The sequence below is a fragment of the Streptococcus sp. KHUD_017 genome, from assembly GCF_054861245.1.
This window is the reverse complement of sequence record NZ_CM142175.1, coordinates 1,063,767-1,089,553: the sequence shown is the minus strand read 5'-3', so window position 1 is coordinate 1,089,553 and position 25,787 is coordinate 1,063,767. Positions and strand designations below refer to the sequence as shown.

General features: G+C 37.2%; 28 protein-coding genes, 1 tRNA gene and 1 riboswitch. Of the genes, 23 read left to right on the top strand and 6 right to left on the bottom strand.

Going from position 1 to position 25,787, the window contains the following annotated elements; translation table 11 throughout:
- Positions 1–21: 21 nt before the first annotated feature.
- From ACVAMZ_RS05415 to ACVAMZ_RS05350, 14 genes are all read left to right on the top strand, one after another.
- Complete coding sequence (locus ACVAMZ_RS05415; RefSeq protein WP_461684244.1) at positions 22–732, top strand: TipC family immunity protein; 711 nt, start codon at positions 22–24, stop codon at positions 730–732.
- A gap of 135 nt (positions 733–867) precedes the next feature.
- On the top strand, positions 868–1,491 hold the full coding sequence (locus tag ACVAMZ_RS05410) for a TipC family immunity protein (RefSeq protein WP_461684243.1): 624 nt from the start codon (positions 868–870) through the stop codon (positions 1,489–1,491).
- Positions 1,492–1,507: 16 nt separating this feature from the next.
- Complete coding sequence (locus ACVAMZ_RS05405) at positions 1,508–1,612, top strand: TipC family immunity protein (protein ID WP_461684242.1); 105 nt, start codon at positions 1,508–1,510, stop codon at positions 1,610–1,612.
- Between the two features lie 38 nt (positions 1,613–1,650).
- A complete protein-coding gene (locus tag ACVAMZ_RS05400) occupies positions 1,651–2,148 on the top strand; it encodes a hypothetical protein (protein WP_461684241.1) in 498 nt (165 codons plus the stop codon).
- A 236-nt stretch (positions 2,149–2,384) separates the two neighbouring features.
- The gene (locus ACVAMZ_RS05395; RefSeq protein ID WP_461684240.1) at positions 2,385–2,870 is read left to right on the top strand and encodes a hypothetical protein; all 486 of its coding nucleotides are present in this window, start codon (positions 2,385–2,387) and stop codon (positions 2,868–2,870) included.
- Positions 2,871–3,296: 426 nt separating this feature from the next.
- The gene (gene dnaG, locus ACVAMZ_RS05390) at positions 3,297–5,057 is read left to right on the top strand and encodes a DNA primase (RefSeq protein WP_461684239.1); all 1,761 of its coding nucleotides are present in this window, start codon (positions 3,297–3,299) and stop codon (positions 5,055–5,057) included.
- Positions 5,058–5,059: 2 nt separating this feature from the next.
- Positions 5,060–6,169, top strand: a complete 1,110-nt coding sequence (gene rpoD / locus ACVAMZ_RS05385; RefSeq protein WP_004252673.1) for an RNA polymerase sigma factor RpoD — start codon at positions 5,060–5,062, stop codon at positions 6,167–6,169.
- Between the two features lie 17 nt (positions 6,170–6,186).
- Complete coding sequence (locus ACVAMZ_RS05380; protein WP_006145447.1) at positions 6,187–6,516, top strand: metal-sulfur cluster assembly factor; 330 nt, start codon at positions 6,187–6,189, stop codon at positions 6,514–6,516.
- A 109-nt stretch (positions 6,517–6,625) separates the two neighbouring features.
- On the top strand, positions 6,626–7,669 hold the full coding sequence (locus ACVAMZ_RS05375; protein ID WP_016465929.1) for a glycosyltransferase family 4 protein: 1,044 nt from the start codon (positions 6,626–6,628) through the stop codon (positions 7,667–7,669).
- An 8-nt stretch (positions 7,670–7,677) separates the two neighbouring features.
- Positions 7,678–8,994: a glycosyltransferase family 4 protein gene (locus ACVAMZ_RS05370; protein ID WP_461684238.1), complete on the top strand. Its 1,317-nt coding sequence runs from the start codon at positions 7,678–7,680 to the stop codon at positions 8,992–8,994.
- A 26-nt stretch (positions 8,995–9,020) separates the two neighbouring features.
- Positions 9,021–9,212, top strand: coding sequence for a PspC domain-containing protein (locus tag ACVAMZ_RS05365; RefSeq protein ID WP_006148426.1), 192 nt, complete (start codon positions 9,021–9,023; stop codon positions 9,210–9,212).
- Between the two features lie 21 nt (positions 9,213–9,233).
- Complete coding sequence (locus tag ACVAMZ_RS05360) at positions 9,234–9,368, top strand: DUF4044 domain-containing protein (protein ID WP_000863850.1); 135 nt, start codon at positions 9,234–9,236, stop codon at positions 9,366–9,368.
- 76 nt (positions 9,369–9,444) lie between these two features.
- Entirely contained in the window at positions 9,445–10,755 is a 1,311-nt protein-coding gene (obgE, locus tag ACVAMZ_RS05355; protein WP_033630851.1) for a GTPase ObgE, read from the top strand.
- Between the two features lie 9 nt (positions 10,756–10,764).
- Positions 10,765–10,926, top strand: coding sequence for a hypothetical protein (locus ACVAMZ_RS05350; protein WP_049495146.1), 162 nt, complete (start codon positions 10,765–10,767; stop codon positions 10,924–10,926).
- A gap of 49 nt (positions 10,927–10,975) precedes the next feature.
- Here ACVAMZ_RS05350 and ACVAMZ_RS05345 read toward each other — a convergent pair whose 3' ends face one another.
- Positions 10,976–13,255, bottom strand: a complete 2,280-nt coding sequence (locus ACVAMZ_RS05345; RefSeq protein ID WP_461684237.1) for a Xaa-Pro dipeptidyl-peptidase — start codon at positions 13,253–13,255, stop codon at positions 10,976–10,978.
- Positions 13,256–13,426: 171 nt separating this feature from the next.
- On the opposite strand from ACVAMZ_RS05345, the gene mutY reads away from it, so the two are divergent.
- From mutY to ACVAMZ_RS05325, 4 genes are all read left to right on the top strand, one after another.
- Positions 13,427–14,584 (top strand): A/G-specific adenine glycosylase, encoded by a 1,158-nt coding sequence (gene mutY / locus ACVAMZ_RS05340; RefSeq protein WP_004252687.1) that lies wholly within the window; start codon positions 13,427–13,429, stop codon positions 14,582–14,584.
- Between the two features lie 66 nt (positions 14,585–14,650).
- Positions 14,651–15,355, top strand: coding sequence for a response regulator YycF (yycF, locus tag ACVAMZ_RS05335; RefSeq protein WP_004252689.1), 705 nt, complete (start codon positions 14,651–14,653; stop codon positions 15,353–15,355).
- On the top strand, positions 15,348–16,697 hold the full coding sequence (gene vicK, locus ACVAMZ_RS05330) for a cell wall metabolism sensor histidine kinase VicK (protein WP_461684236.1): 1,350 nt from the start codon (positions 15,348–15,350) through the stop codon (positions 16,695–16,697). Before yycF ends, vicK begins: the two co-directional genes overlap by 8 nt.
- A 1-nt stretch (position 16,698) precedes the next feature.
- Entirely contained in the window at positions 16,699–17,508 is an 810-nt protein-coding gene (locus ACVAMZ_RS05325; RefSeq protein WP_461684235.1) for an MBL fold metallo-hydrolase, read from the top strand.
- 34 nt (positions 17,509–17,542) lie between these two features.
- On the opposite strand, the gene ACVAMZ_RS05320 is transcribed toward ACVAMZ_RS05325, so the two are convergent.
- Positions 17,543–17,890, bottom strand: a complete 348-nt coding sequence (locus ACVAMZ_RS05320; protein ID WP_461684234.1) for a thioredoxin domain-containing protein — start codon at positions 17,888–17,890, stop codon at positions 17,543–17,545.
- Between the two features lie 111 nt (positions 17,891–18,001).
- Positions 18,002–19,720, bottom strand: coding sequence for a phospho-sugar mutase (locus ACVAMZ_RS05315; protein ID WP_461684233.1), 1,719 nt, complete (start codon positions 19,718–19,720; stop codon positions 18,002–18,004).
- A gap of 152 nt (positions 19,721–19,872) precedes the next feature.
- On the opposite strand from ACVAMZ_RS05315, the gene ACVAMZ_RS05310 reads away from it, so the two are divergent.
- A complete protein-coding gene (locus ACVAMZ_RS05310) occupies positions 19,873–21,774 on the top strand; it encodes an ABC-F family ATP-binding cassette domain-containing protein (RefSeq protein ID WP_195184292.1) in 1,902 nt (633 codons plus the stop codon).
- Positions 21,775–21,816: 42 nt separating this feature from the next.
- Here the strand turns inward: ACVAMZ_RS05310 and ACVAMZ_RS05305 are convergent.
- The 3 genes from ACVAMZ_RS05305 to ACVAMZ_RS05295 form a co-directional block, all read right to left on the bottom strand.
- Positions 21,817–21,888: transfer RNA gene (locus ACVAMZ_RS05305), tRNA-Arg, on the bottom strand.
- Positions 21,889–21,995: 107 nt separating this feature from the next.
- Positions 21,996–22,373 (bottom strand): large conductance mechanosensitive channel protein MscL, encoded by a 378-nt coding sequence (mscL, locus tag ACVAMZ_RS05300; RefSeq protein WP_195184293.1) that lies wholly within the window; start codon positions 22,371–22,373, stop codon positions 21,996–21,998.
- 70 nt (positions 22,374–22,443) lie between these two features.
- Complete coding sequence (locus tag ACVAMZ_RS05295) at positions 22,444–22,878, bottom strand: GtrA family protein (RefSeq protein ID WP_414293333.1); 435 nt, start codon at positions 22,876–22,878, stop codon at positions 22,444–22,446.
- A 28-nt stretch (positions 22,879–22,906) separates the two neighbouring features.
- Positions 22,907–23,004: riboswitch (PreQ1 riboswitch) on the top strand.
- Here ACVAMZ_RS05295 and ACVAMZ_RS05290 point away from each other — a divergent pair.
- The 4 genes from ACVAMZ_RS05290 to ACVAMZ_RS05275 all read left to right on the top strand — a co-directional run bounded on the left by ACVAMZ_RS05290 (position 23,002) and on the right by ACVAMZ_RS05275 (position 25,621).
- On the top strand, positions 23,002–23,511 hold the full coding sequence (locus tag ACVAMZ_RS05290) for a QueT transporter family protein (protein ID WP_461684232.1): 510 nt from the start codon (positions 23,002–23,004) through the stop codon (positions 23,509–23,511). Its footprint overlaps the riboswitch before it by 3 nt.
- Before the next feature lie 120 nt (positions 23,512–23,631).
- On the top strand, positions 23,632–24,048 hold the full coding sequence (locus ACVAMZ_RS05285; RefSeq protein WP_461684231.1) for a hypothetical protein: 417 nt from the start codon (positions 23,632–23,634) through the stop codon (positions 24,046–24,048).
- Positions 24,049–24,114: 66 nt separating this feature from the next.
- Positions 24,115–24,753: a hypothetical protein gene (locus ACVAMZ_RS05280; RefSeq protein WP_461684230.1), complete on the top strand. Its 639-nt coding sequence runs from the start codon at positions 24,115–24,117 to the stop codon at positions 24,751–24,753.
- A 70-nt stretch (positions 24,754–24,823) separates the two neighbouring features.
- Positions 24,824–25,621: a formate/nitrite transporter family protein gene (locus ACVAMZ_RS05275; protein WP_461684229.1), complete on the top strand. Its 798-nt coding sequence runs from the start codon at positions 24,824–24,826 to the stop codon at positions 25,619–25,621.
- The last annotated feature ends 166 nt before the right edge of the window (positions 25,622–25,787 follow it).

Below are 25,787 nucleotides of genomic sequence, written 5' to 3'. Positions count from 1 at the left end.
TTTAAGTAAGGAAAAATGTCAATGAAAAAAATTTTAAAAATTCTAGTCATAACGATATTAGTTTTTCTAACTTTGTTTGGTCTATATCGTGTCTATCAAAAGAATTATTTTAAAGGAGTGTATGAATCTTTAAGTAATGTCTTTTTAGAGATGAACTATGCAGAAACCCATAGTGGTATTTTGCCTTGTCTCGCTGATTTTAGCAAAGCCGTTGATGGAAGTCAGTCGTTTAGAGATCCAGACTGGATAATTCCCATAGGACTTGATGCAGGCTTGTCTGAAAATGAAAGGTTAGAAGTGATTGTAGGTTTTGAAGAAACTTTTATTATTGAATACCAGCAACTATTATCTGATGGGAGATATCTATTTATTAGATACAATTATAAGAATAAAAATCTTAATCAAACTATCGAAATTTCAGATTCTAAAAGTTCACTGGCATACTACTTAGCTGGGTATAATATAAGAAATAAGGATAGCGGAGAGATAAATTTGGAGTCGTATTTTAAGAGAGCGGGCACTGTGGAAAAACCAAATTTTTACTTAACTAATCCAAACGAAGTACTAGAGTATTTAAAACCTCATGGGATTGATGAAGCTTGGATTAAAGAAAAATCCCACTTCATGCTCTGTGATGTCGTTCTAGAACGCTGGTTTAAAAATGGTAGTCAACGTTACTCAGTTGACAATCTTGGGGATGTAGAGATTGTGCCACTGAATTTTTTAGAATAGAATAGCTTACTGATGCAAAAAAGTACTTTCTATCAAGTATAAAATGTGGTAGTAGGAGTTATAAGAATTTTTCAAATCCTTATATTAAAATCTGATTTGCACGATTATATTGATTAACAAGAAAGAGGATGCTAAGTGAATAAAAAAATGTTTTATACCTCATCTATAGGGGCATTTGTAATCATGCTACTACCGCTCGCTTTCATTTTTTTTAAGCCACGATATAGTAATGTTTTTGAAGAAATTTATCATGACGAGTACCATCATGCTACATCTTCTTTTTTACGTACGAATTCTACTTTAAATAGGGTGCCAGATATGGAAGTAAATAGAACAGGAGGTCTACTTTACGGTTCAACTATAGAAAAGTATCGTTCAGAAGTTTTACCTACAGGAGTTGATGGGATTTCGTACAGTTTTTATTATCCAGATGGTAAACTAGATAGTGGAGAAATGTCTATAAACTTTCGATTCATGCATAGTAGTGGAGTGATTATAGATATTTATTATAAGTATAATCACAAATCTGATGAATTGGTTCAGTTACTAAGCGTTATTGATGAAAAATGGTTGACAGAACCCAATCAAATTATGGAGTATGCACAGGAGAAAAAAATTAATCTTTCACCATACTTTACTAAAAGTGAAGAATTATTACGAAATAAGATTATTCCAGACTGGCTTTCCGTCTATCCTAGTCAATTTTCAAAGAATAATTGGGGGAATGTAAAAGTTATTTCCGAATACATACTGGATTAAAGAAAAATCCCACTTCATGCTCTATGATGTCGTTCTAGAACTCTGGTTTAAAAATGGTAGTCAACGTTACTCAGTTGATAATCTTGGGGATGTAGAGATTGTGCCACTAAATTTTTCTTAATTGAATTAAACAGATTTTTTAAAGACTAGATAGATAATTTGAAGCCAGATAGAGGAAAAAAACGAATGAGAAAAAAATGTATTCTTTTATTGATAATAATAGTAATAGTCATGATTATTAAGGAATTAACAAGGGGATATAATATTTTATTGCCAAACTCTGAAAAAGATATAGTAATTAAGGGGAATTCAATAAGCTTAGATTCTTATACGGATATTCAATTAACTCGTCTAAGTACAGATGGTAAGGTAAAGTTATCATACGGGAGGAGTTGGTCTGACTATGATAATAGTATACATTATAATATTGAGAAAAGTCAGGTTGAACATTGGAAATACGATTCGGAAACAGAAACAACAAAAATCGTTGTGTTAGAGAATCCTTATAATGGCATTGGTGTTGATCACGAAGGTATTATTATGGAAACATCTCAAGCTTTTCTTTTTACGTTTAACTCCAAAATTGATTTTAATATTAAAGTAAAAAATTTATCAAATAAATTTATAGTTTTTAAAATGGAAGTTGATTATAAATAATAGAGCCTGGGATCAAGTAAGAAATCAAATTTAGTAATTGTAACTATATTATAGTTAATTCTATTAGTGCAATTAGTCTTGAGAAACATTTTTAAAAGGGATACAATTAGGTATAATGCAATTCGGGAAGCAAAAATAATATAGATGAAGTTGAGAAATACTGTCTCAACTTCATTTTATAATAGTAAGCAAAAAAGTGAGGTATCACCTAAATAATCGTGAAGGAGGAAGATAAAATGAAAAAATCAAATTTAATGATTTTAATCATTTTGCTATTAACACTACCAGTTATATTAGTCTTGAGAAGTGTCTTTAAAAGAGATACAATTATTATACTCCCAAATGAAGAAGCAAGTGTAACAGTCAGAGGACACTCCAAGAGTTTGGATTCTATCATTCATGTGAGAGTAATTCCCGTTACTACAGATGGAAAGATAAAGCTTTTGCGAGGCGATGATTGGTTTGAACCTGAAAAAGGAATTGGATATAATATTAAGGATTCTCGGATTGAGACCTATGATTACAATGAAAAAACACAAAGCTGGGATGTAACGATGTTAGAGAATCCTCATAATGGCATTGGAGTCGACCGCGAAGGTATTATCATGGATCCACCTCAAAATGCACTTTTTTCGTTTGCTTCAAAGAAAGATTTCAAGATTAAAATTAAGAATGTATCGGATACAAGGATTGAGTTTAAAATAGAAGTGACTTATGACTAAAGCAAGTAAAAGATTGTTAGTTTCATTCAAATTTGAATTATAGAACTTCATAACATAGTTTCAAAATAGGGTTAGCTCAATGAATTTAGCCCTGTTTTAGAAAATTAGAATGTATTAAAGTTAAGAAATATGAGATATTGACTATTTACGAGCAAGATATTTTGATAATCAGGGAGGTACTTTCTTAACAGAGGATAGTTATCCAGGTGAGGACACGGATCCTCTCAGTCAGAACCGTTACAGCTATGACCAGCTTTCCAATTTTTTTTAACAAATATTAGAATTTTTTTCTCAGAAGATCCACTTTTACATGATAGGTGGAAATATATGAAATAGAAGCATGTAAAAGGTATGAAATGGTTTACTTTTTTTCAGAAATAAAGTATACTATATAAAGTAAACTGTGATAAAATGGAGGTATTGTCTATGGTTGACAAGAGAGTCATCGAAGAAATCAAAAACAATACCAATATTGTCGAAATCATAGGAGAAGTGATTTCTTTACAAAAATCTGGACGGAACTTTTTGGGGCTCTGTCCTTTTCATGGTGAAAAGACCCCTTCCTTTAACGTGGTCGAAGATAAGCAATTTTACCACTGTTTTGGTTGTGGTCGTTCCGGAGACGTCTTTAAGTTTATAGAGGAGTATCAACAAGTAACTTTTGCGGATGCGGTAAGGATGTTGGGCGAACGACTCGGAATGCACCTGGAAGCTCCTGCACATAACTCTGTCCCACACACGTCACCCCATCAAAATCTCTACGATATGCATGACAGGGCTGCACGCTTTTATCATGCAATCCTAATGACGACTAAAATGGGTGAGGAGGCGAGAAACTATCTCTATAAACGTGGCTTGACTGATGATGTCATTAAACACTTTATGATTGGTCTAGCTCCAGCAGAACGCTCTTATCTTTATCAGCGTTTAGCAGACGATTATAGTGAGAAGGACTTGCTGGATTCAGGTCTATTTTATCTATCTGAGAGTAACCAATTTTTTGATACTTTCCATAACAGGATTATATTTCCACTCTCAAACGACCAAGGAAAGGTAATTGCTTTCTCTGGACGGATTTGGCAAGAGAAAGATTCTCAAACTGCCAAGTATAAAAATAGTCGAGCGACGGCGATTTTTAACAAGAGTTACGAATTATATCATTTGGATAGGGTAAAAAAAGGCTCAGGTAAGGCTCCTGAAATTTACCTGATGGAAGGCTTTATGGATGTTATTGCAGCCTACCGTGCTGGTATTGAAAATGCAGTAGCTTCCATGGGAACAGCCTTGACTGCTGAACACGTCGAACATCTCAAACGCTTTACAAAAAAAGTGATTATCACTTATGACGGTGATAAGGCAGGACAAGCTGCAACCGCTAAAGCTTTGGACCAGCTTAAAGATCTACCTGTACAAGTAGTCCAGATTCCTGATGCAATGGATCCTGATGAGTATTTACAAAAGAATTCTCCAGAGGATTTGGCTTATCTTTTATCCAATACTCGAATCAGTCCAATTGAGTTTTATATCCATCATTACAAACCTAGTAATAGTGAAAATCTCCAAGCACAGATTGAGTTCATTGAGAAAATTGCACCTCTTATCGTCAAAGAACCTTCTATCACAGCCCAGAACACCTATATTCATTTGTTGACGGATCATTTACCATCTTTTGATTATCAACAAGTTGAGCACATTATCAATGAAAGTCGTGTCAGACAAAGACAAGAAAAAGTGAAGCAGGTTGTTAATCCGACACCAATTACTATGTCGGTTTCTAAACAATTGACGGCAGTCATGAGAGCTGAAGCACATATTCTTTATCGTATGATGGAGCACCCCCTTGTGTTGAATGATTATCGTTTGAGAGATGATTTTGTATTTGAAACTCCAGAGTTTCAGACCTTGTATGGACTCTTGATTGATAATGGTTCGATTTCTTCTGAAGACTTGGCAAATCAGACTAGAGAAGTTGAAAATGCTTGGTACCAGGTGTTAACCTTAGATCTACCTTCTGAAATGTCTCCGGAAGAATTAAAGGAAGTGGAGGAGTCTCGTAATCGTGCTCTTTTGAATCAACAAAACTTGCAAATTAAAAAGAAAGTTCAGGAAGCTAGTCATGTAGGCGACACAGATACTGCTTTAGAAGAGCTTGAACGCTTAATTTCCCAAAAAAGAAGAATGGAGTAAGAATGGCAAAAAAACAAAAAGAAGTAACAACTTTTGATGTCCAAGTTGCAGAATTTATTCGTAACCATAAGAAAACTGGTACTGCGACAGATGATGAAATTAACAATGTCCTTGTAATTCCTTTTGCTCTTGATGTAGAAGGCATTGAGAACCTTTTGCAACGGATTCAAGATGCAGGTATTGCAATCACTGATAACGAAGGAAATCCGAGTGAACGTGTCTTAAGTACAGAGGAAGAACCAGAACTTAGCGACGAAGACTTAATTGGTTCAACATCTGCCAAAGTCAATGATCCTGTTCGTATGTACTTGAAGGAAATTGGTGTCGTACCTCTTCTTACTAACGAAGAAGAAAAAGAATTGGCTCTTGCCGTTGAAGCAGGAGATGTTGAAGCGAAACAACGTCTAGCAGAGGCTAACCTTCGTTTGGTAGTATCTATCGCGAAACGCTATGTTGGACGCGGTATGCAGTTCCTTGACTTGATCCAAGAAGGAAATATGGGATTGATGAAGGCAGTTGATAAGTTTGACTACTCTAAAGGATTCAAATTCTCAACTTATGCAACTTGGTGGATTCGTCAGGCTATCACACGTGCTATTGCTGACCAAGCTCGTACCATCCGTATCCCAGTTCACATGGTAGAAACAATCAACAAGCTTGTTCGCGAGCAACGTAACCTTCTTCAAGAATTGGGACAAGATCCTACCCCTGAGCAAATCGCTGAACGTATGGATATGACACCTGACAAGGTTCGTGAAATTTTAAAGATTGCGCAAGAACCAGTTTCTCTTGAAACACCTATTGGTGAAGAGGACGATAGCCACCTTGGTGACTTTATCGAAGATGAAGTGATTGAAAATCCGGTTGACTATACAACTCGTATCGTCTTGCGTGAGCAGTTGGACGAAGTGCTAGACACCTTGACTGACCGTGAAGAAAATGTTCTTCGTCTACGTTTCGGACTTGATGATGGTAAAATGCGTACGCTAGAAGATGTGGGTAAAGTTTTCAATGTCACTCGTGAGCGTATTCGTCAGATTGAGGCAAAAGCATTGAGAAAACTTCGCCAACCAAGTAGAAGCAAACCGCTTCGTGACTTTATCGAGGATTAAGATAGAGGAGACTGAATATGGCTTACACAGAAGAGCAAATTGAAAACATCAAAACACGGATTTTGACAGCTCTAGAAGAAGTTATCGACCCAGAATTAGGAATCGATATCGTCAACCTAGGTCTGATTTATGAGATTCGATTTGATGGTGATACCGGTGATACTGAGATTGATATGACCTTAACGACTATGGGTTGTCCATTAGCAGACCTCTTGACCGATCAAATTTATGATGCTATGACAGATGTACCAGAGGTTACTAACGTTGAAGTGAAATTAGTTTGGTATCCAGCTTGGACGGTTGAAAAAATGAGTCGCTATGCACGTATCGCTTTAGGTATTAAATAGAATGATAGAAAAAAAGAAATAGTATAAGTGTTAGGAAATTCCCTAGCTTTTATGCTATCTCTTTTTTAATTTGCTGATTTTCTTTTAATAAAATGATATAATGGATAGTATGGAAAAAGAGAAATTACGCATCAACATGCTAAGTTCGAGTGAAAAGGTAGCAGGACAAGGAGTTTCTGGAGCTTACCGTGAACTTGTGCAACTTTTGAAACGTGATGCGAAAGACCAACTAATTGTAACGGAGAATCTTCCTGTAGAAGCTGATGTTACTCATTTTCATACAATCGACCTTCCTTATTATCTGTCAACTTTTCAAAAGAAGCGTTCAGGTCGTAGAATTGGTTATGTCCACTTCCTACCTGATACCTTAGAAGGTAGTTTGAAGATTCCATTCTTTCTAAAAGGGATTGTTAAGCGCTATGTGTTTTCTTTTTATGACCGTATGGAGCATTTAGTTGTGGTCAATCCTACTTTTATCGAAGATTTGGTTGCAGCTGGTATTCCTCGTGAAAAGGTGACCTATATCCCTAACTTTGTTAACAAAGAAAAATGGCACCCACTTTCTGCAGAAAAAGTAAGTCAACTTCGACAAGATATGGGGTTGAGTGAAAATCAATTTGTAGTAGTAGGAGCTGGACAGGTTCAGAAGCGTAAGGGTATCGATGATTTCATCACTCTTGCTGAGGAACTACCGGACATCACCTTTATTTGGGCTGGAGGCTTCTCATTTGGTGGGATTACAGATGGTTATGAACGCTATAAAAAAATCATGGATAATCCTCCAGAGAATCTGATTTTCCCTGGAATTGTTGAGCCAGAACGGATGAAAGAACTGTATGCTTTGGCAGATTTGTTCTTACTTCCTAGCTATAATGAGCTCTTTCCGATGACTATTCTAGAAGCTGCGAGTTGTGAAGCTCCCATTATGCTTCGGGACTTAGATCTTTATAAGGTGATTCTAGAAGGCAATTACAGACCAACCACCGATGTGGAAGAAATGAAACAAGCTATTATGGAATATAGAGAGCATCCAGAAGCTTTGAAAGAGTTAAAAGAAAAGGCCAAGGCTATTTCAAGAGAATACTCAGAGGAGCATCTCCTTGAAATATGGCTAAAATTCTATCGGGAGCAAGCGGCTTTAGGAAAAAAATGAGGTAGTATATGCGAATTGGATTATTTACAGATACTTATTTCCCACAGGTTTCGGGTGTTGCAACCAGTATTCGAACCTTAAAAACAGAGCTTGAAAAGCAAGGACATGCAGTCTTTATCTTCACGACAACCGATAAGGATGTCAATCGTTATGAAGACTGGCAGATTATTCGTATTCCTAGTGTTCCTTTCTTTGCCTTTAAAGACCGTCGTTTCGCTTACCGTGGATTTACGAAAGCTCTTGAGATTGCTAAACAATACAAACTCGATATTATTCATACGCAAACAGAGTTTTCTCTAGGTTTGTTAGGAATATGGATTGCACGAGAATTGAAAATTCCAGTCATTCATACATATCATACCCAGTACGAGGATTATGTTCACTATATTGCTAAGGGAATGTTGATTCGTCCAAGTATGGTCAAATATCTTGTTCGAGGTTTTTTGCATGATGTTGATGGAGTTATATGTCCGAGTGAAATTGTGCGCGACCTTTTATCTGACTATAAGGTAAAAGTTGAAAAGCGTGTCATTCCAACTGGAATTGAACTTGCCAAATTTGAACGCCCTGAGATTGGTCCTGAACACATTAGTGACTTACGGGATAAACTAGGGATCCAACAAGACGAAAAGATGCTTCTAAGTCTTTCTCGAGTTTCTTACGAGAAGAACATTCAAGCAGTTCTTAAAGCTTTACCAGATGTCCTAAAAGAAGAACCAAATGTTAAACTGGTTGTAGCTGGAGATGGACCTTATTTAGACAACCTTAAGGAGCAAGCAGAAGATTTAAAAATTCAAGATTCTGTTATCTTTACAGGTATGATTCCGCCAAATGAGACAGCCCTCTATTATAAGGCAGCTGATTTCTTCATATCAGCTTCTACAAGTGAAACTCAGGGATTGACTTATCTGGAAAGTTTAGCTAGTAAGACACCTGTTATTGCTCATGGTAATCCTTATTTGGATAATCTCATCAATGATAAAATGTTCGGAACCCTTTATTATGAGGAAAGAGACTTGGCAGGAGCGATTCTTGAGGCTTTACTTGCTACACCGACAATGGATGAAAAACACTTGGCTGAAAAATTATATGAAATTTCTGCTGAGAATTTTGGTAGAAGAGTCCATGAATTTTATCTAGACGTCATTATTTCAAATAATTTTGCCAAAGAAACAGGGGTTGACGAACCGGTTACAAAACGTATTTTAAAGACAGTCTTCTACATTCCGCAACAGGCTGTTACTATGCCAGTTAAAGGTTCGAAGCGTATGCTTAAGGCATCTAGAAAACAATTAAGAAATTTAAGAAAATATTTAAATGATTAATCAAATCAAAGAAAGGAAATAAATATATGCAAAAGAAATTTATGAGAAGTGGTAGAGATCAAAAAATCGGTGGTGTATGCGCTGGTTTAGCACATTATTTTGATATTGACCCTACAATCGTACGTGTTATTTGGGGAGTTTTGGCTTTCTGTTATGGTGCAGGACTTATTGCTTACTTGATCTTGTGGGCAATCGCTCCTGTATCTGATGAGTATTAATATTAGAGTAAAGGAGAAAACATGGCATTCGGTGATAATGGTAAACGTAAAAAAACATTCTTTGAAAAACTTACAATGTTTGTCGTATTAATCATGTTGTTTGTTACTTTAGCCGGTATTTTTGCGACTGCAATTGGTGTATTCAGCAGATTTTAAAATACTGGTTAGAGGATCAAATTGTATTAGTTGGTGACTGGGATTTTCCCAGCCCTTTTTAAAGTGAGAAAAGAATATGAGTATGTTTTTAGACACAGCCAAGATTAAAGTAAAGGCTGGTAATGGTGGCGATGGCATGGTTGCCTTTCGTCGTGAAAAATACGTCCCTAACGGTGGACCTTGGGGCGGTGATGGAGGACGTGGTGGTAACGTTGTTTTCGTTGTAGACGAAGGCTTGCGTACCCTTATGGACTTTCGTTACAATCGTCATTTCAAGGCCCAATCAGGTGAAAAAGGAATGACAAAAGGAATGCATGGTAGAGGTGCAGAAGACTTGATTGTCCGTGTACCTCAAGGGACAACCGTGCGTGATGCGGAGACTGGAAAAGTTCTCACTGATTTGATAGAGAACGGACAAGAGTTCATCGTTGCTCATGGAGGTCGTGGTGGTCGCGGAAATATCCGTTTTGCAACACCAAAAAATCCTGCTCCAGAAATCTCAGAAAATGGAGAACCTGGTCAGGAGCGTGAATTACAGTTAGAACTTAAAATTCTTGCAGATGTAGGTTTAGTTGGTTTCCCATCTGTAGGTAAATCAACACTTCTTAGCGTGATTACCTCTGCAAAACCTAAAATCGGTGCCTACCACTTTACGACAATTGTACCAAATCTTGGTATGGTCCGTACCCAGTCTGGTGAATCCTTTGCCGTTGCAGACCTTCCTGGATTGATTGAAGGTGCCAGCCAAGGTGTTGGCTTAGGGACCCAGTTCCTTCGCCATATCGAGCGTACTCGCGTTATTCTTCATATCATTGACATGTCAGCTAGTGAAGGACGTGATCCTTATGAGGACTATTTAGCAATCAATAAGGAACTTGAATCTTATAACCTTCGTCTTATGGAGCGTCCACAGATTATTGTTGCCAATAAAATGGATATGCCTGAGAGTCAAGAAAACCTCGAAGAGTTCAAGAAAAAATTGGCTGCTAATTATGATGAATTTGAAGAATTACCACCAATCTTCCCAATTTCAGGTTTGACTAAGCAAGGACTTGCACCGCTATTAGATGCAACGGCTGAGCTTCTTGATAAAACGCCAGAATTCCTTCTTTATGATGAGTCAGAGATGGAAGAAGAGGCTTACTATGGCTTCGATGAGGAAGAAAAACCATTTGAGATTGGTCGTGACGATGATGCAACATGGGTTCTTTCAGGTGAAAAACTCATGAAACTCTTTAACATGACTAACTTTGACCGTGATGAGTCTGTCATGAAATTTGCGCGTCAGTTACGTGGTATGGGAGTTGATGAAGCTCTTCGTGCTCGTGGCGCTAAGGACGGGGATCTTGTCCGTATTGGAAAATTTGAGTTTGAGTTTGTAGACTAGGAGATAGCTATGGGTGATAAACCAATATCTTTCCGAGATGCTGATGGAAATTTTGTTTCTGCTGCAGACGTCTGGAATGAAAAGAAATTAGAAGAACTTTTTAATCGCCTCAATCCAAATAGAGCTTTGAGACTTGCGAGAATGAAGAAACAAGCCGAAGAAAAAAAATAAGAATAAAAGAACCCGTGATATTTTTATCACGGGTTTTTAAGTTTACTAACTATTTTTGATATGGAATCTCTAGATTAGAATTAGCAAGATCTACAGTTAATCGATAGTCTGTATTGTCACGTATAGTAATCTCAAAGTCAGTAGTATAAAGAACGAGACGGAGAGTATCGCCTTCTTTTAGTTTATAAATAGTTGGCTGTAATTCAAATTGGAATTCCATCCATTCATCTGGTTTAACTTCTTCAATTTTTAATAAATCATGACGATTTTGGAGGTTGAGGTAGCCTTTGGTAATAACACGTTGGGCATTTGGGCTAAATGGTAGCTCGCAAAGGTTTTCCAGCATATGGTAACGACCATTATCAATAGTACGAGCAGCCAAGACTCCAGGATAAGGTTGAAGATATTTCTTTTGACCAAGTTCGAGAAGTTGAGCAGAGAGAAGACCTTTATTGGTACTTGACTTGAGACGAAGGTTTAGTTTAACACGACCATTGATATGAAGATCATCAGTCACTGGAAGATCAATGGTAATCTGATTCACCTTACCTTGATACAATTCATTATTAAAGGTTTGGTAAGTCTTTCCAAATCGTTCAAAGTCAGAATCTTGGTATTGGTTTTCAATGACAGCTTCCTCAGTACCTAAAGAGAAAGTTTTATGTTCACTTTGATTTCCAAAGTCATTTAGTTTATGCCATGTTTGAGTAGCAGTATTGTCCTGCCAAACGACTTTTGGAAGTTGGTAGTCAGTTTTTTGCCCCAATAATTTCTGCGTCAAAAGAGCATTCATGGATTCACGGAAATCAATAGACTGCCAGTTGTTCATATAAACATGGGCGCCGTTATGGTAAAAGAGATGTTTATTAATATGACTTGGAAGAGCATTGAACATTTGATAGACATGAAGTGGTTTTACATTCCAGTCTTGTGACCCGTGTGTGAAGACAACCTCGGCTTTGACCTTATGGGCATTGAGCAGATAGTTGCGGTCATGCCAGAATTGGTTATAATCACCAGTCTTACGGTCTAGATTTTTCTTAAGCTCTTTTATGGCAGCTTTGTGATCTTCATTTCCACGAATATAGTCACCAGCTAGGAGATTGCGTGAATAAGTTAATTCATCTAATGAATCGAAGTCTTCACCTGGATAACCTCCAGGGCTTGTGACAAGACCATTTTCACGGTAATAGTTGTACCATGATGAAATCCCTGCTTCAGCAATGATGACCTCTAAACCATCAACTCCTGTAGTAGCAAGACCATTGGACATTGTTCCTAGGTAAGAAAGACCAGTAGTTGCGACTTTACCATTTGACCAGTCTGCCTTTACTTGACGTTTACGACTATGGTCTGTGAAGGCACGGCAACGGCCATTGAGCCAATCAATGACATTTTTATAAGCTTCAACTTGTCGGTAGTCACCATTTGGCATCAGACCTTGTGAATCCTTGGTACCAAGACCTGATACATAGATATTTGCAAATCCTCTTGGAAGGAAGTAGTCATTAAGTGTGTAGCTGCTATTGATATGAGTGAGTTTTTCTTCAGCATCAGAAACGAGTGCTGCGTCACCAACTGGTTCAACCAAGTCTAGGGTTGGCTTATCTAGCGTAATTTTATGTGGTTCCTTGACTTCTAGCACAGCTTCCATTTTGTAAAGAGCTTTATCGCTTGCTTTATCATTGGTTCCTTGATGGTAAGGACTTGCCGTCATAACAGATGGGATCTTCCCATTGTATGCTGGACGAATAATGTTTACCTTAATGAGATCAGGCAGACCATCCTTGTCAGAGTCAACGCGAGTTTCTACATAAACAACTTCACGAATGACATTGTTTGCAGAGAAGGTTGCCAAACTCTTACCATTGAAGTAGTGGTAAGAGTTGTCCTCAGGAATAAAACCATCACTAACTAGCTGATCAATCAAGGTATTTCCCTTTTTAGTGCGTGTGTTAAGGAGTTGATAGAGATTGTCAATCAAATCTCCGTAAACGATCGGAAACGCTGTTTCTTTGTGAAAAGCAAGACCATCTTCAAAGTCTACTAAGTAACTGAATCCAAGCAATTGAAAGGCAACAGTGTAGAAAATTTCTGCTGTCAATTCAAGGTCTGAATTGAAGAAAGTGAGTAAATCTGTTTCTTTATCAACTGCTAAAGTAGTAAGGGGATAATCCGTATTTGTGTAATTAAAAAAACAAGTCCTAACAAAAGCTTCAAACTGTTCTTTATGTGAAGCTGAAAGATCAAGCTTGAATCCGAGCTCAGATAATTCTTGTAAAGCTTGTTGGGGTGTAACGGGATAATAACTAAATTGATTAAAACGCATGGATATCTCCTTTTAAAGAATCATTCAAGAGTCATTATATCAAAAAATCATAGAAAATAACAGAAAGAGTAGAGATATGACTTATAGTCAGGTATGATAAGAGAGCTGATACCAAAACAAGGACAATTTTCATTTTTTGAGTATCCTATAAGGATATGCTATACTAGATATATGTTAGATTTGGAGAAATACGGTGTGACCATATGGGAAGAGGAGAAAATTCTCTCTTTCCGTCAAAAACTTTTAGCTTGGTATGATGAAAATAAGCGGGACCTACCTTGGAGAAGGACTAAAAATCCATACCATATCTGGGTATCTGAAATCATGTTGCAGCAGACCAGAGTTGATACAGTTATTCCCTATTATGAACGTTTTTTAGAAAGCTTTCCAACTGTAGAGACTTTAGCAAATGCACCTGAAGAACGTTTATTAAAGGTTTGGGAAGGTCTTGGATATTATTCGCGTGTTCGCAATATGCAAACTGCAGCTCAGCAGATTATGAATGAATTAAATGGAGAATTTCCTTCAACTTACGAAGGTATTTCAAGCTTGAAAGGGATAGGTCCCTATACAGCCGGAGCTATTTCAAGTATTGCCTTTAATCTACCACAACCAGCAGTTGATGGGAATGTCATGCGTGTTTTGGCTCGTTTATTTGAAGTCAATCACGACATTGGTAATCCAAGTAATCGCAAGATATTTCAAGCTATGATGGAAATTTTGATTGATCCAGAACGTCCAGGTGATTTCAATCAAGCCTTGATGGATTTGGGTTCAGATATTGAGGCACCCGTTAATCCGAAGCCAGAAGATAGTCCAGTTAAAGATTTTAGTGCTGCCTATAAAAATGGAACAATGGATTGCTATCCGATTAAAGCGGCAAAGAAAAAGCCAGTTCCCGTCTATCTTAATGCTTTAGTTGTTCAAAATGCTAAAGGACAGTTTTTACTAGAAAAGAATGAAAGTGAAAAGTTACTTGCTGGATTTTGGCATTTTCCCTTGATTGAGGTAGATGAATTTTCGAAAAATGAAGAACTAAATCTCTTTAATCAGGTAGCTGAACCATCTATTCAACTTGGGCCATCACCGCAAGAAAGTTTTGAGCAGGATTATGATTTAGAAGTTGAGTGGCAGGATAGTCATTTCGAAGAAGTCAAACATATCTTTAGCCATCGAAAGTGGCATGTACGAATCCTATCCGGGCAAGTAGTTGATAGCAAAGAATATTGTGATAAAGAGGTAGTTTGGTTAACTCCTGAAGATTTTGACCTCTACCCACTAGCAAAACCTCAACAAAAAATTTGGCAAGAGTATTCAAAAAGATGCTGACCACTAGTCTTGCGTGTCTTCTTTGCAATTTTTTGGTATAATTGATACAAGGAAAAAGGTGACTATATGAAAAAAATATTGATTGTAGATGATGAAAAACCAATCTCAGATATTATTAAGTTTAATATGACCAAGGAAGGCTATGAAGTTGTTACAGCCTTTAATGGACGTGAAGCGATTGAATTGTTTGAGGCTGAGAAACCAGATATTATTATCTTGGATTTGATGCTTCCAGAAATTGATGGTCTTGAAGTGGCTAAAACAATTCGCAAGACAAGTAGTGTTCCAATTATCATGCTTTCAGCAAAAGATAGTGAGTTTGACAAGGTTATTGGTCTTGAACTTGGTGCAGATGATTATGTGACCAAGCCATTTTCAAACCGTGAGCTACAAGCGCGTGTTAAGGCTCTTCTTCGTCGTACGGAGTTAGTTGCAGTTGACAACCAAGAGGAAGATACTAAATTGCAAAGTCTTCAAATTAGAGATTTAGAGATTCTTCCAGATGCTTATGTAGCCAAAAAATATGGAGAAGAATTGGACTTAACTCACAGAGAGTTTGAGTTGTTGCATCACTTAGCTTCTCATCTTGGTCAAGTTATTACCCGTGAACACCTCCTTGAGACTGTTTGGGGTTATGATTATTTTGGTGATGTTCGTACTGTCGATGTCACTATTAGACGTCTACGTGAGAAGATTGAAGACACACCAAGTAGACCTGAATATATCTTAACTCGTCGTGGTGTTGGTTATTACATGAGAAATAATGATTGAAGTAATTAGACAAACAATTTTAACCAGAGATTTCGTCTTTGTACTCATTTTAATTGGTTTTATCATGCTTGTTAGCTTTCTCTTGCTTGAAGGCCGTAGAGATAATATCCGACTCAAACAGTTAAATCAAAAGATTAAAGATTTAATTGCTGGTGATTATTCTCAAGTACTGGATATGCAGGGGAATACTGAAATCACTAACATTACGAATAACTTAAATGATTTGTCTGAAGTTATTCGTCTAACTCAGGAAAACCTTGAGCAGGAAAGTAAAAGATTGCATAGTATTTTGTCATACATGACTGATGGGGTTCTTGCAACCAATCGTCGTGGTCAAATCACTATGATTAACGATATGGCTAAAAGACAACTTGGAGTTGAAAGTGATGACGCGCTCAATCAAAACATTTTAGAGTTGCTCAAGATCGAAGATGAGTACGAGCTTAGAGACTTAATTACGCAAAGTCCTGAAATGATGATTTATTCCCAAAATGTAAATGGGGAGTATATTAGTTTGCGTGTGCGTTTTGCCTTGATTCGTAGAGAATCCGGCTTTATCTCTGGTTTGGTAGCAGTTCTACATGATACGACTGAACAAGAGAAGGAAGAACGCGAGAGAAGACTATTCGTTTCAAACGTTAGTCATGAATTGCGAACTCCATTGACCAGTGTCAAATCTTACCTAGAGGCCTTGGATGAGGGTGCATTATATGAACCTGTTGCTCCTGATTTTATCAAAGTATCTCTAAATGAGACCAACCGTATGATGCGAATGGTAACGGACCTCTTGCATCTTTCGCGTATTGATAATGCAAGTGGCCATTTAGATGTTGAATTGATTAACTTTACAGCTTTCATTACGTTTATCCTAAACCGTTTCGATAAGATGCGATCCCAGGATCAAGAAAAGAAATATGAGTTGGTTCGAGATTATCCGATTACATCGGTCTGGATTGAAATTGATACAGACAAGATGACTCAGGTAATCGATAATATTCTTAACAATGCCATCAAGTATTCGCCTGATGGTGGGAAAATTACGGTTAGCATGAAAACCACTGATGATCAGATGATTTTATCTATTTCGGATCAAGGACTTGGAATTCCTAAAGAAGATTTACCGAAGATTTTTGACCGTTTCTACAGGGTTGATAAGGCTAGAAGTCGTGCCCAAGGTGGGACTGGTTTAGGTCTTGCGATAGCAAAAGAAATCATCAAGCAACACAATGGATTTATCTGGGCCAAGAGTGAATATGGCAAGGGTTCTACCTTTACCATTGTTCTTCCTTATGATAATGATGCTGTAAAAGAAGAAGTATGGGAGGATGAAGTAGAAGACTAGAATGAGTGAAACAGGCTTTAAATATAGTATTTTAGCATCGGGTTCTAGTGGAAATTCCTTTTATCTAGAAACCCCTAAGAAAAAGATTTTAGTAGACGCAGGATTATCTGGCAAAAAAATTACAAGCTTATTGGGGGAAATTAACCGTAAGCCAGAAGATTTGGATGCTATTTTGATTACGCATGAGCATGCTGACCATATACATGGTGTTGGAGTATTAGCCCGTAAATATGGCATGGATCTTTACGCCAATGATAAAACCTGGCAAGCTATGGAAAATAGTAAGTATCTAGGTAAAGTTGACTCTTCACAAAAGCATATCTTTGAAATGGGGAAAACTAAAACATTTGGAGATATCGACATTGAGAGTTTTGGCGTTAGTCACGATGCAGTAGCTCCGCAGTTTTATCGCTTTATGAAGGACGATAAAAGTTTTGTCATGCTGACTGATACAGGTTATGTCAGTGATCGTATGGTTGGTATCGTTGAAAATGCAGATGGCTATCTGATTGAGTCAAATCATGATGTTGAAATCCTGCGAGCTGGATCTTACGCATGGCGACTCAAACAACGGATTCTGTCCGATCTTGGCCATCTCTCAAATGAGGATGGAGCAGATGCCATGATTCGCACACTTGGGAATCGTACCAAAAAGATTTACCTAGGACATCTATCTAAAGAGAACAACATTAAGGAGCTAGCCCACATGACTATGGTTAATCAGCTTGCCCAAGCAGACTTGGGAGTGGGAGTTGATTTTCAAGTTTACGATACGTCTCCAGACACTGCAACTCCACTAACTGATATATAAAAAAAGAAGGCCTCGCCTTCTTTTTTTATGGTTTTTACAATCCAGCGAAATCTTTGATTTCTTGTGCTGTCATAGAAGAGTCACAACGAACCTTGATTTCTCCATTTTCAACATGAACAAAACCTGGTACAGTTGGGATTTCATAGCGTGAACGGAAATCTTGTAAAGCTTCAAGTTGACTTGGTTCTTCACTATTGATGAAATAGATGTGTGCTTTGGTTTCAGCTACCACACCAGCCAATGTGCCAGCAAATTTACGGCAGTAAGGACAAGTTTTGCGGCCGATAAAGAAGGTTGCTGTTTCTTTTTTATCAAGAGCTTCTTGGGCACGCGCAACAGTTGTAACTTCAAGATCTTTAATGTTTTCTAAAAATTGTTCCATGAGATTACCTCGCTTTTTTTGATAAGTCTAGTATGCCATAAAGTTTCCAAAAATGCTTAGATTTGATACGAAAAAAAGATGAGATTGATTTGTCTCATCTTTTATAGGGCTTTATTTTACAAAGGCATTGATTTCTGCTTCGATGTTAGTAATCTTAGCTTGTGATTCTTCGTTAGTTTCACCTACAACTGCAATGTAGAACTTGATTTTTGGTTCTGTACCTGAAGGGCGAACGGCAATCCATGAACCATCTGCAAGTGTGTATTTCAATACATCACTTGGAGGAGTAGTCAAAGCAGTAACAGTGCCATCTGTAGCAGTAGATGTTTGTGCTTTGAAATCTTCAATAACTGAGATAGCTGTTCCGTTCCACTCTTTTGGTGCGTTGTTGCGGAATTTAGCCATAATAGCTTTAATTTGTTCAGCTCCGTCAACACCTGAAAGAGTTACAGAAATAGTCTTTTCAGCATAGTAGCCGTATTCTTTATAGATTTCTTCAATACCATCTGCAAGAGTCAAACCACGAGAACGGTAGTAGGCAGCAAGCTCAGCAACGACAAGAACGGCTTGGATAGCATCTTTATCACGCACAAATGGTTTAATCAAGTAACCGAAGCTTTCTTCAAATCCCATCATGTAAGTGTGATTGTGTTTTTCTTCGAATTCTTGGATTTTTTCAGCGATAAATTTGAAACCAGTTAAAACATTAAACATGGTTGCGCCGTAGCTTTCAGTAATCTTAGTAACCAAGTCAGTTGAAACGATAGACTTGCAGAGAGCTGCGTTTTCTGGAAGAGTTCCAGCATTCTTGTGGGCTTCCAAGATGTACTTAGCCATGATAGCACCGATTTGGTTACCTGAAAGGTTGAGGTAGCTACCATCTTTTTGAAGAACTTCAACACCAACACGGTCAGCATCAGGGTCAGTCGCAACAAGAACATCTGCCCCAACTTGGCGTCCAAGTTCTTCAGCAAGAGCAAAGGCTGCTTGATTTTCTGGGTTTGGAGATTTCACAGTAGAGAAGTCTGGATCTGGTGTTGCTTGAGCTTCAACGACTTGAACTGAATCAAATCCTGCTTGCGCAAGAGCACGGCGAGCCAACATTTCACCAGTACCATGAAGTGGAGTATAGACAATCTTCATGTCTTTACCGAATTCTTCAATCAAGGCTGGGTTGATGTTTACATCTTTAACTTCTTTGAGGTATTCTGCATCGACTGCTTCACCAATAACTTCGATTAAACCTGAAGCTTTTTCAGCTTCCACATCAGCAACTTCAACTGCAAATGGATTTTCAATAGCACGAATATAAGTTGTCAAAGCGTCTGCATCGTGTGGAGGCATTTGACCACCATCTTCACCATAAACTTTGTATCCGTTAAATGGAGCTGGGTTGTGGCTAGCAGTAATCATGATACCTGCAAAGCAGTTGAGGTGACGAACGGCAAATGAAAGTTCTGGAGTTGGACGGAGACTTTCAAAAACATATGATTTAATCCCGTGTTTAGCAAGAACTGCTGCAGACTCAAAGGCAAATTCTGGAGAGAAGTGACGACTATCATAAGCGATGGCAACACCACGTGCTTTTTCATTTCCACCTTTTGATTCAATCAATCGAGCCAAACCTTCAGTTGCTTGACGAACAACGTAGATATTAATGCGGTTTGTACCAGCACCAATCAAACCACGCATACCAGCAGTACCGAATTCAAGATTTGTGTAAAAGGCATCTTCCTTTGTTTTTTCATCCATGCTTTCCAAATCTTGGCGAAGATAGTCTGGAAGATCTGCGAAATCAACCCATTTTTGGTAGTTTTCTTGGTAAGTCATAAGATATCTCCTTTAATATATAATCTAATCGCCTTCATTATACCACGATTTAAAGTTTTAGTAAAACGTTAGCATAAGTTTCTGAAAAAGTTATGAAATATACCCAAACCACAAGTCTTGAACGGCTTACCGAAACATGCTATACTAACTGTATGATTATTTTACAAGCTAATAAAATCGAACGTTCTTTTGCAGGCGATGTTCTATTTGAAAATATAAATCTACAAGTAGATGAAAGAGATCGTATTGCTCTCGTTGGGAAAAATGGAGCAGGTAAGTCGACGCTATTAAAGATATTAGTCGGGGAAGAAGAGCCAACTTCTGGTGAAATTAACAAGAAAAAAGATATTTCCCTTTCTTACTTAGCACAGGATAGTCGATTTGAATCCGAAAATACTATCTATGACGAGATGCTTCACGTCTTTGACGACTTACGTACTACTGAAAGACAACTTCGCCAAATGGAACTGGAGATGGGTGAAAAGACAGGCGCAGATCTCGATAAGCTCATGTCAGACTACGATCGTCTATCTGAAGAATTCCGTCAGGCTGGAGGATTTACCTATGAAGCTGATATTCGCTCTATCTTAAATGGTTTCAAGTTTGACGAGTCTATGTGGCAGATGAAAATTGCTGAGCTTTCTGGTGGTCAAAATACTAGATTAGCACTGGCAAAAATGCTTCTTGAAAAGCCAAATCTCTTGGTTTTGGATGAGCCGACCAACCACCTGGATATTGAAACCATTGCCTGGTTAGAAAACTATCTGGTTAATTACAGTGGTGCCTTGATAATTGTTAGTCACGACCGTTATTTCCTCGATAAGGTAGCAACCATAACGCTCGACTTAACCAAACATTCTTTAGATAGATACGTAGGAAACTACTCAAGCTTTGTGGAGCAGAAAGAGCAGAAATTACTGACTGAAGCTAAGAACTACGAAAAGCAACAGAAGGAAATTGCTGCTTTAGAAGACTTTGTTAACCGAAATCTCGTTCGAGCATCGACAACCAAACGTGCTCAATCTCGTCGTAAACAACTGGAAAAGATGGAGCGTTTGGATAAGCCTGAAGCAAGAAGTAAATCAGCCAATATGACCTTTCACTCTGATAAAACTTCTGGTAATATTGTGCTGACAGTTGAGAATGCTGCCATTGGATATGATGGAGAAATATTATCAGAACCCATCAACCTTGATCTTCGTAAGATGAATGCCGTAGCAGTTGTAGGTCCGAATGGGATTGGAAAGACAACGTTTATCAAGTCTATTGTTGATCAGATTCCTTTTATCAAGGGTGAGAAGCGTTTTGGTGCCAATGTCGAAGTTGGTTATTATGACCAGACTCAAAGTAAGCTAACGCCCATCAATACAGTGCTAGATGAGCTTTGGAATGATTTCAAATTAACCCCTGAACTTGAAATACGTAATCGTCTAGGTGCCTTCCTATTCTCAGGGGACGATGTTAAGAAATCGGTTGGGATGCTGTCAGGAGGAGAGAAAGCTCGCTTACTACTGGCTAAACTTTCCATGGAAAACAACAACTTCTTGATTCTCGATGAGCCTACCAATCACTTAGATATCGATAGCAAGGAAGTTTTAGAAAATGCCCTGATTGACTTTGATGGAACTTTGCTCTTTGTCAGCCACGACCGTTATTTTATTAACCGTGTGGCTACTCATATTTTAGAATTGTCTGAAAATGGTTCTACCCTCTATTTGGGTGATTATGACTATTACGTTGAGAAAAAAACAGAGCTGGCAGCTAGTCAAGAGGAAAAAGCGGCAGCTTATAGCCAAGAAAAAGAGATTTCTCCAGTTAATGACTACCAAGCTCAAAAGGAAAATCAAAAAGAACTTCGTAAGTTGATGAGACAAATTGAAAGTCTTGAGGCAGAAATCGAAGAACTGGAAACTCAGTCCCAAGTCATTTCTGAACAAATGCATACTACCAATGATGCGGATGAACTCATGCAATTGCAAGCAGAACTAGATAAGATTAGTCAGCGCCAGGAAGAAGCTATGCTAGAGTGGGAAGAATTGTCAGAAAAAATTTAAAAATAAAAAGCAACAGGTTTGTTGCTTTTTCGTTTAAATCTATCCACCCTGAGGGAATCGAACCCCCATCTCAAGAACCGGAATCTTACGTGATATCCATTACACTAAGGGTGGAAACTCTCATCATTATATCAAAAATAGGAGTTTTACTCAAGACTAAAACCAATGTAAAAAGAGGAAGAAAAAAAAGATTTAGACAATATCTAAATCCTTTTACGTTTTTAGTTTTTTTCAAGAAGTGCTTTGATTTCTTGAAGAACTTCCAATTCAGTTGGACCAGCTGGAGCTGCTTCAACTTCTTCTTTCTTACGAAGGTTTTGAGCTTTCTCAATTCCTTTAACTACAAAGAAAAGAACAGTACCAACTACTATGAAGTTGATGATAGCGCTCAAGAAGTTACCGTAAGCAACACCGTTCCATGAAAGTTCAGCAATGCGGTCAACTTTCGCAGCTTTCAAAGCTGGGTTCAATAGTAGTGGAGTGATGATATCGTTAACGAATGAAGTTACGATAGCACCAAAAGCAGTAGCAATGATCACACCGACAGCAAGGTCTACGACGTTACCGCGGAGCAAAAATTCTTTAAGATCCTTTAACATAATCTTTTTCCTTTCGAAATTTTTCAGTCTAAATTATATCGTAAATCTATGTTGAATGCAAGAAAAGCGCTCATTTATTTTTAAAAACAAAAAGCTTGCTAAATAGGTAATTTAAAACAACAATTGTAACTTGAGCAAACCCTATTTCAATTGTGTTAATTATATTAATATCATCGCCTACAAATTGACCAATAATATGAGGAAATTCAGTGACAAAGATAAAGGTTAATACCATATCAAGTAAGAAGGTAAAAAGTCTAGCTCCTGAGAATTTGATAAGACGTCTAAACCAATTTGTTCGTTTTTGTTTAAAAACAATAGTGTCATTCGTGAAGAAAGCGAATAGAATACCTGTTATATTACCTAGAGCAGTTGCTGTTAATTCTTGCTGTGTCAAGTAAAAAATAATCATGCGAGTCCCTACAGAAACAATTGTAGTAGCAACGCCGAAAAATAAATAAGATAAAATTTCGTTATCGAAGAATTTTTTAATGTATCTTTTCATAAGATTAGTATAGCATAAAGCCTTTAAATGTGCTATACTAATAAAGTTGACTTGTTCAACCCTTGGTGCTTAGCTTCTTTCACCAAGCATATTAAACGCGGGGGAGCCGCTAAAGGAGAAAACATGAAAAAACTTACTGTCCGCGATTTGGCTGACATTGCCATTGTCGCAGCAATTTATGTCGTTTTGACAATCACACCACCACTCAATGCCATCAGTTATGGCGCCTATCAGTTCCGTATTTCTGAAATGATGAACTTCTTAGCTTTTTATAATCCTAAGTACATTATCGGTGTTACTCTTGGATGTATGATTGCTAATTTCTTCAGTTTTGGAATTATTGATGTCGCTGTTGGAGGCGGTTCTACACTGGTATTCCTTAGCCTGGGAGTATGGTTGTTCAGCAAATACAGCCAAGACTATCTTTTTAATGGATTGATTCGTAAAGATCATTTCTTCTTTTCAATTCTATTTTCAATTTCAATGATCACTATTGCTGCTGAATTGAACATTGTAGCAGAAGCACCATTCTTCTTTACATGGTTCACTACTGGTATCGGAGAATTCGCTTCACTAATTGTTGGTGCTATTCTTATTGGAAAAATCGGTAAACGTCTTGATTTGACTAGATAATGAAATCACATCAAGTATTCATGAAAAGGTCTGAACTCTGTTCAGTCTTTTTCTTATTTTTCTATAGACCCAGACTCTCAACAAAAGTGGTATAATAAAGAAAAAAGGGATTATTTTAATATGTATAGTTATCGTATTTCAGTTTTTGAAGTCCTTTGGGAAAATCAGGTCATTAGATTTTTGTTAATTTTTTTAGCACTATTTTATTTCTATCTTTTTTTCCAAAGAGTTAAGACATCCTTAAAAAGTGGTGGGAGTATGTTGGATCCTTTTCATATTGCAAAGGGAAGATTATACATTCACACGATTATTCTTTTTAGAAAAAGGATTGTTCCTCTAGCTGAAATTAGACAGATTGATATTGATTACGTTCGAGGGAGAAGAATGAATGGGGACAGGTATCATCTGTACTTTACAAAGAAAGATGGAAAATCTTTTACTTTTCATTTTGGAAAAAGCAAAAGAAACGAGGAGTTATTGAAAAATCTTGCCAATGTGGCCAAGAAGTGCCATATTAAAATATATTATTATTATTAAGAGTCGATTGCTAAAATTGAATTGTTGTCACTTGTGACAATTGTCAAAGCCAGGAGAGTAGCTAATATGAATCAACTACAAGTAATAAGAGAAGATAATCAACTGAGAAACTTATTGATGAAAGAATGCGATATTCTCTTTTATGACCAGTTGAAAGAGGTTGAATTTTCTCAGAACAATGAAGTTTATTCTCTATCGCCCATAGCCTTTGCTAAAGATGGTAGTGGGGGAGAATATGTAATTCTTGAGGATGAGAGTATCGGCTTTATAGGGAGTGAAGGCCAAGTTGGTCGGGTAGCAGAAAGCCTTGATGACTTGCTTACCTTCTTACTCCATGCTGGTTCTATCACTGATTTTTCTTGTCGTTTACTCTATCAAAACAAGGATTTGTTGGCAAAATTCTGTCAAGGATTTCTCAATAAAGCACGAGAAAACTACCAGTCAAAAGGCGAAGAGTGGGATAAAGTGAGAGCTGGACTTGCACAAGAGTTGGGACTCGAATTTCAGCCAGAGAAACTGCAAGAGTTAGCGTTCAATTTTTATCAATCAGCGATAAGAACCCCTCTATTCACTTGTAAATATGGTCATGGTGAGAATGAATATGTCTGCGATTCTGTTTTATCAGATATTGTCGGCTTGTGGGTTTCAGAGCTGGTAGGATTGACTGCAGAAGAAATTGAATCTTTTGCTAACATTCAAATGTAAAGAACAAGAATTTATTCCACTTAAAGTATTTTATGTTATAATGTTAACAGAGATATTTTAAGGAGTTTTTATGAGTTCTTCAGAGTTCGTTTTGAAGATAGATTATTATTGTCGTAAGAAGGAAAGTCTTTTTGATCAAAGCAAGTTCAAATATGCTATACGTTCGATGTTTGCAGGTGCTTTTTTAACCTTTAGTACCGCTGCAGGTGCGATCGGTGCAGATTTAATGAACACCATTGTACCAAGTTCAGGTTATTTTCTATTTCCATTCGTATTTGCCTGGGGTCTTGTCTATATCGTTTTTTTGAATGCCGAATTAGTAACATCTAATATGATGTATTTAACTGCCGGAAGTTTTTTAAAGAAAATTTCCTGGAAAAAAACGATGCTGATTCTGCTTTACTGTACGCTATTTAATCTTATTGGAGCTTTGATTTCTGGATGGTTCTTTGCGAATTCTTCAGCATTTTCACATCTGACCCATGATAGTTTTTTACCAAAACTTGTAGCTAAGAAGTTGGCTCGTCCGAACGAATTAGTTTTACTTGAAGGTATTCTTGCCAATGTGTTTGTTAATATCGCTATTTTGTCTTCAATCTTAGTCAAGGATGCGTCTGCAAAACTTTGGATTATATTGTCAGCAATTTCTATGTTTGTATTTTTATCAAACGAGCATATTGCTGCAAATTTTGCATCATTTAGTATTGTTAAATTTAGCATTGTTGCTAATGAAGTTCAGCATTTCGAAATCGCAAATATTCTCCGTCATTGGGGTGTCACTTTAGTTGCTAACTTAATAGGTGGTGGTTTCTTGATTGGATTACCATATGCCTTTTTAAATAAAAATGAAGAGACTTATGTAGACTAAAAATTATCAATTGAAGTGGGGAGAAATGCTAGGTTTCTCTCTTTTTATTTTAGTAAAAATTATATTAATTATAATAAATAGCTCTAGAAGTTCAGGAATTGTTTTCAGAGATATTTGAAGTGTAAAACCTTAAAACTAAAAGAGTGTAAACGATTCCGATATTTTT

Coding starts and splice junctions, on each gene's coding strand:
- ACVAMZ_RS05415 (WP_461684244.1), top strand. CDS start 22: ATGAAAAAAATTTTAAAAATTCTAGTCATAACGATATTAGTTTTTCTA.
- ACVAMZ_RS05405 (WP_461684242.1), top strand. CDS start 1,508: ATGCTCTATGATGTCGTTCTAGAACTCTGGTTTAAAAATGGTAGTCAA.
- ACVAMZ_RS05395 (WP_461684240.1), top strand. CDS start 2,385: ATGAAAAAATCAAATTTAATGATTTTAATCATTTTGCTATTAACACTA.
- dnaG (WP_461684239.1), top strand. CDS start 3,297: ATGGTTGACAAGAGAGTCATCGAAGAAATCAAAAACAATACCAATATT.
- rpoD (WP_004252673.1), top strand. CDS start 5,060: ATGGCAAAAAAACAAAAAGAAGTAACAACTTTTGATGTCCAAGTTGCA.
- ACVAMZ_RS05380 (WP_006145447.1), top strand. CDS start 6,187: ATGGCTTACACAGAAGAGCAAATTGAAAACATCAAAACACGGATTTTG.
- ACVAMZ_RS05375 (WP_016465929.1), top strand. CDS start 6,626: ATGGAAAAAGAGAAATTACGCATCAACATGCTAAGTTCGAGTGAAAAG.
- ACVAMZ_RS05370 (WP_461684238.1), top strand. CDS start 7,678: ATGCGAATTGGATTATTTACAGATACTTATTTCCCACAGGTTTCGGGT.
- ACVAMZ_RS05365 (WP_006148426.1), top strand. CDS start 9,021: ATGCAAAAGAAATTTATGAGAAGTGGTAGAGATCAAAAAATCGGTGGT.
- ACVAMZ_RS05360 (WP_000863850.1), top strand. CDS start 9,234: ATGGCATTCGGTGATAATGGTAAACGTAAAAAAACATTCTTTGAAAAA.
- obgE (WP_033630851.1), top strand. CDS start 9,445: ATGAGTATGTTTTTAGACACAGCCAAGATTAAAGTAAAGGCTGGTAAT.
- ACVAMZ_RS05350 (WP_049495146.1), top strand. CDS start 10,765: ATGGGTGATAAACCAATATCTTTCCGAGATGCTGATGGAAATTTTGTT.
- ACVAMZ_RS05345 (WP_461684237.1), bottom strand. CDS start 13,255: ATGCGTTTTAATCAATTTAGTTATTATCCCGTTACACCCCAACAAGCT.
- mutY (WP_004252687.1), top strand. CDS start 13,427: ATGTTAGATTTGGAGAAATACGGTGTGACCATATGGGAAGAGGAGAAA.
- yycF (WP_004252689.1), top strand. CDS start 14,651: ATGAAAAAAATATTGATTGTAGATGATGAAAAACCAATCTCAGATATT.
- vicK (WP_461684236.1), top strand. CDS start 15,348: ATGATTGAAGTAATTAGACAAACAATTTTAACCAGAGATTTCGTCTTT.
- ACVAMZ_RS05325 (WP_461684235.1), top strand. CDS start 16,699: ATGAGTGAAACAGGCTTTAAATATAGTATTTTAGCATCGGGTTCTAGT.
- ACVAMZ_RS05320 (WP_461684234.1), bottom strand. CDS start 17,890: ATGGAACAATTTTTAGAAAACATTAAAGATCTTGAAGTTACAACTGTT.
- ACVAMZ_RS05315 (WP_461684233.1), bottom strand. CDS start 19,720: ATGACTTACCAAGAAAACTACCAAAAATGGGTTGATTTCGCAGATCTT.
- ACVAMZ_RS05310 (WP_195184292.1), top strand. CDS start 19,873: ATGATTATTTTACAAGCTAATAAAATCGAACGTTCTTTTGCAGGCGAT.
- mscL (WP_195184293.1), bottom strand. CDS start 22,373: ATGTTAAAGGATCTTAAAGAATTTTTGCTCCGCGGTAACGTCGTAGAC.
- ACVAMZ_RS05295 (WP_414293333.1), bottom strand. CDS start 22,878: ATGAAAAGATACATTAAAAAATTCTTCGATAACGAAATTTTATCTTAT.
- ACVAMZ_RS05290 (WP_461684232.1), top strand. CDS start 23,002: ATGAAAAAACTTACTGTCCGCGATTTGGCTGACATTGCCATTGTCGCA.
- ACVAMZ_RS05285 (WP_461684231.1), top strand. CDS start 23,632: ATGTATAGTTATCGTATTTCAGTTTTTGAAGTCCTTTGGGAAAATCAG.
- ACVAMZ_RS05280 (WP_461684230.1), top strand. CDS start 24,115: ATGAATCAACTACAAGTAATAAGAGAAGATAATCAACTGAGAAACTTA.
- ACVAMZ_RS05275 (WP_461684229.1), top strand. CDS start 24,824: ATGAGTTCTTCAGAGTTCGTTTTGAAGATAGATTATTATTGTCGTAAG.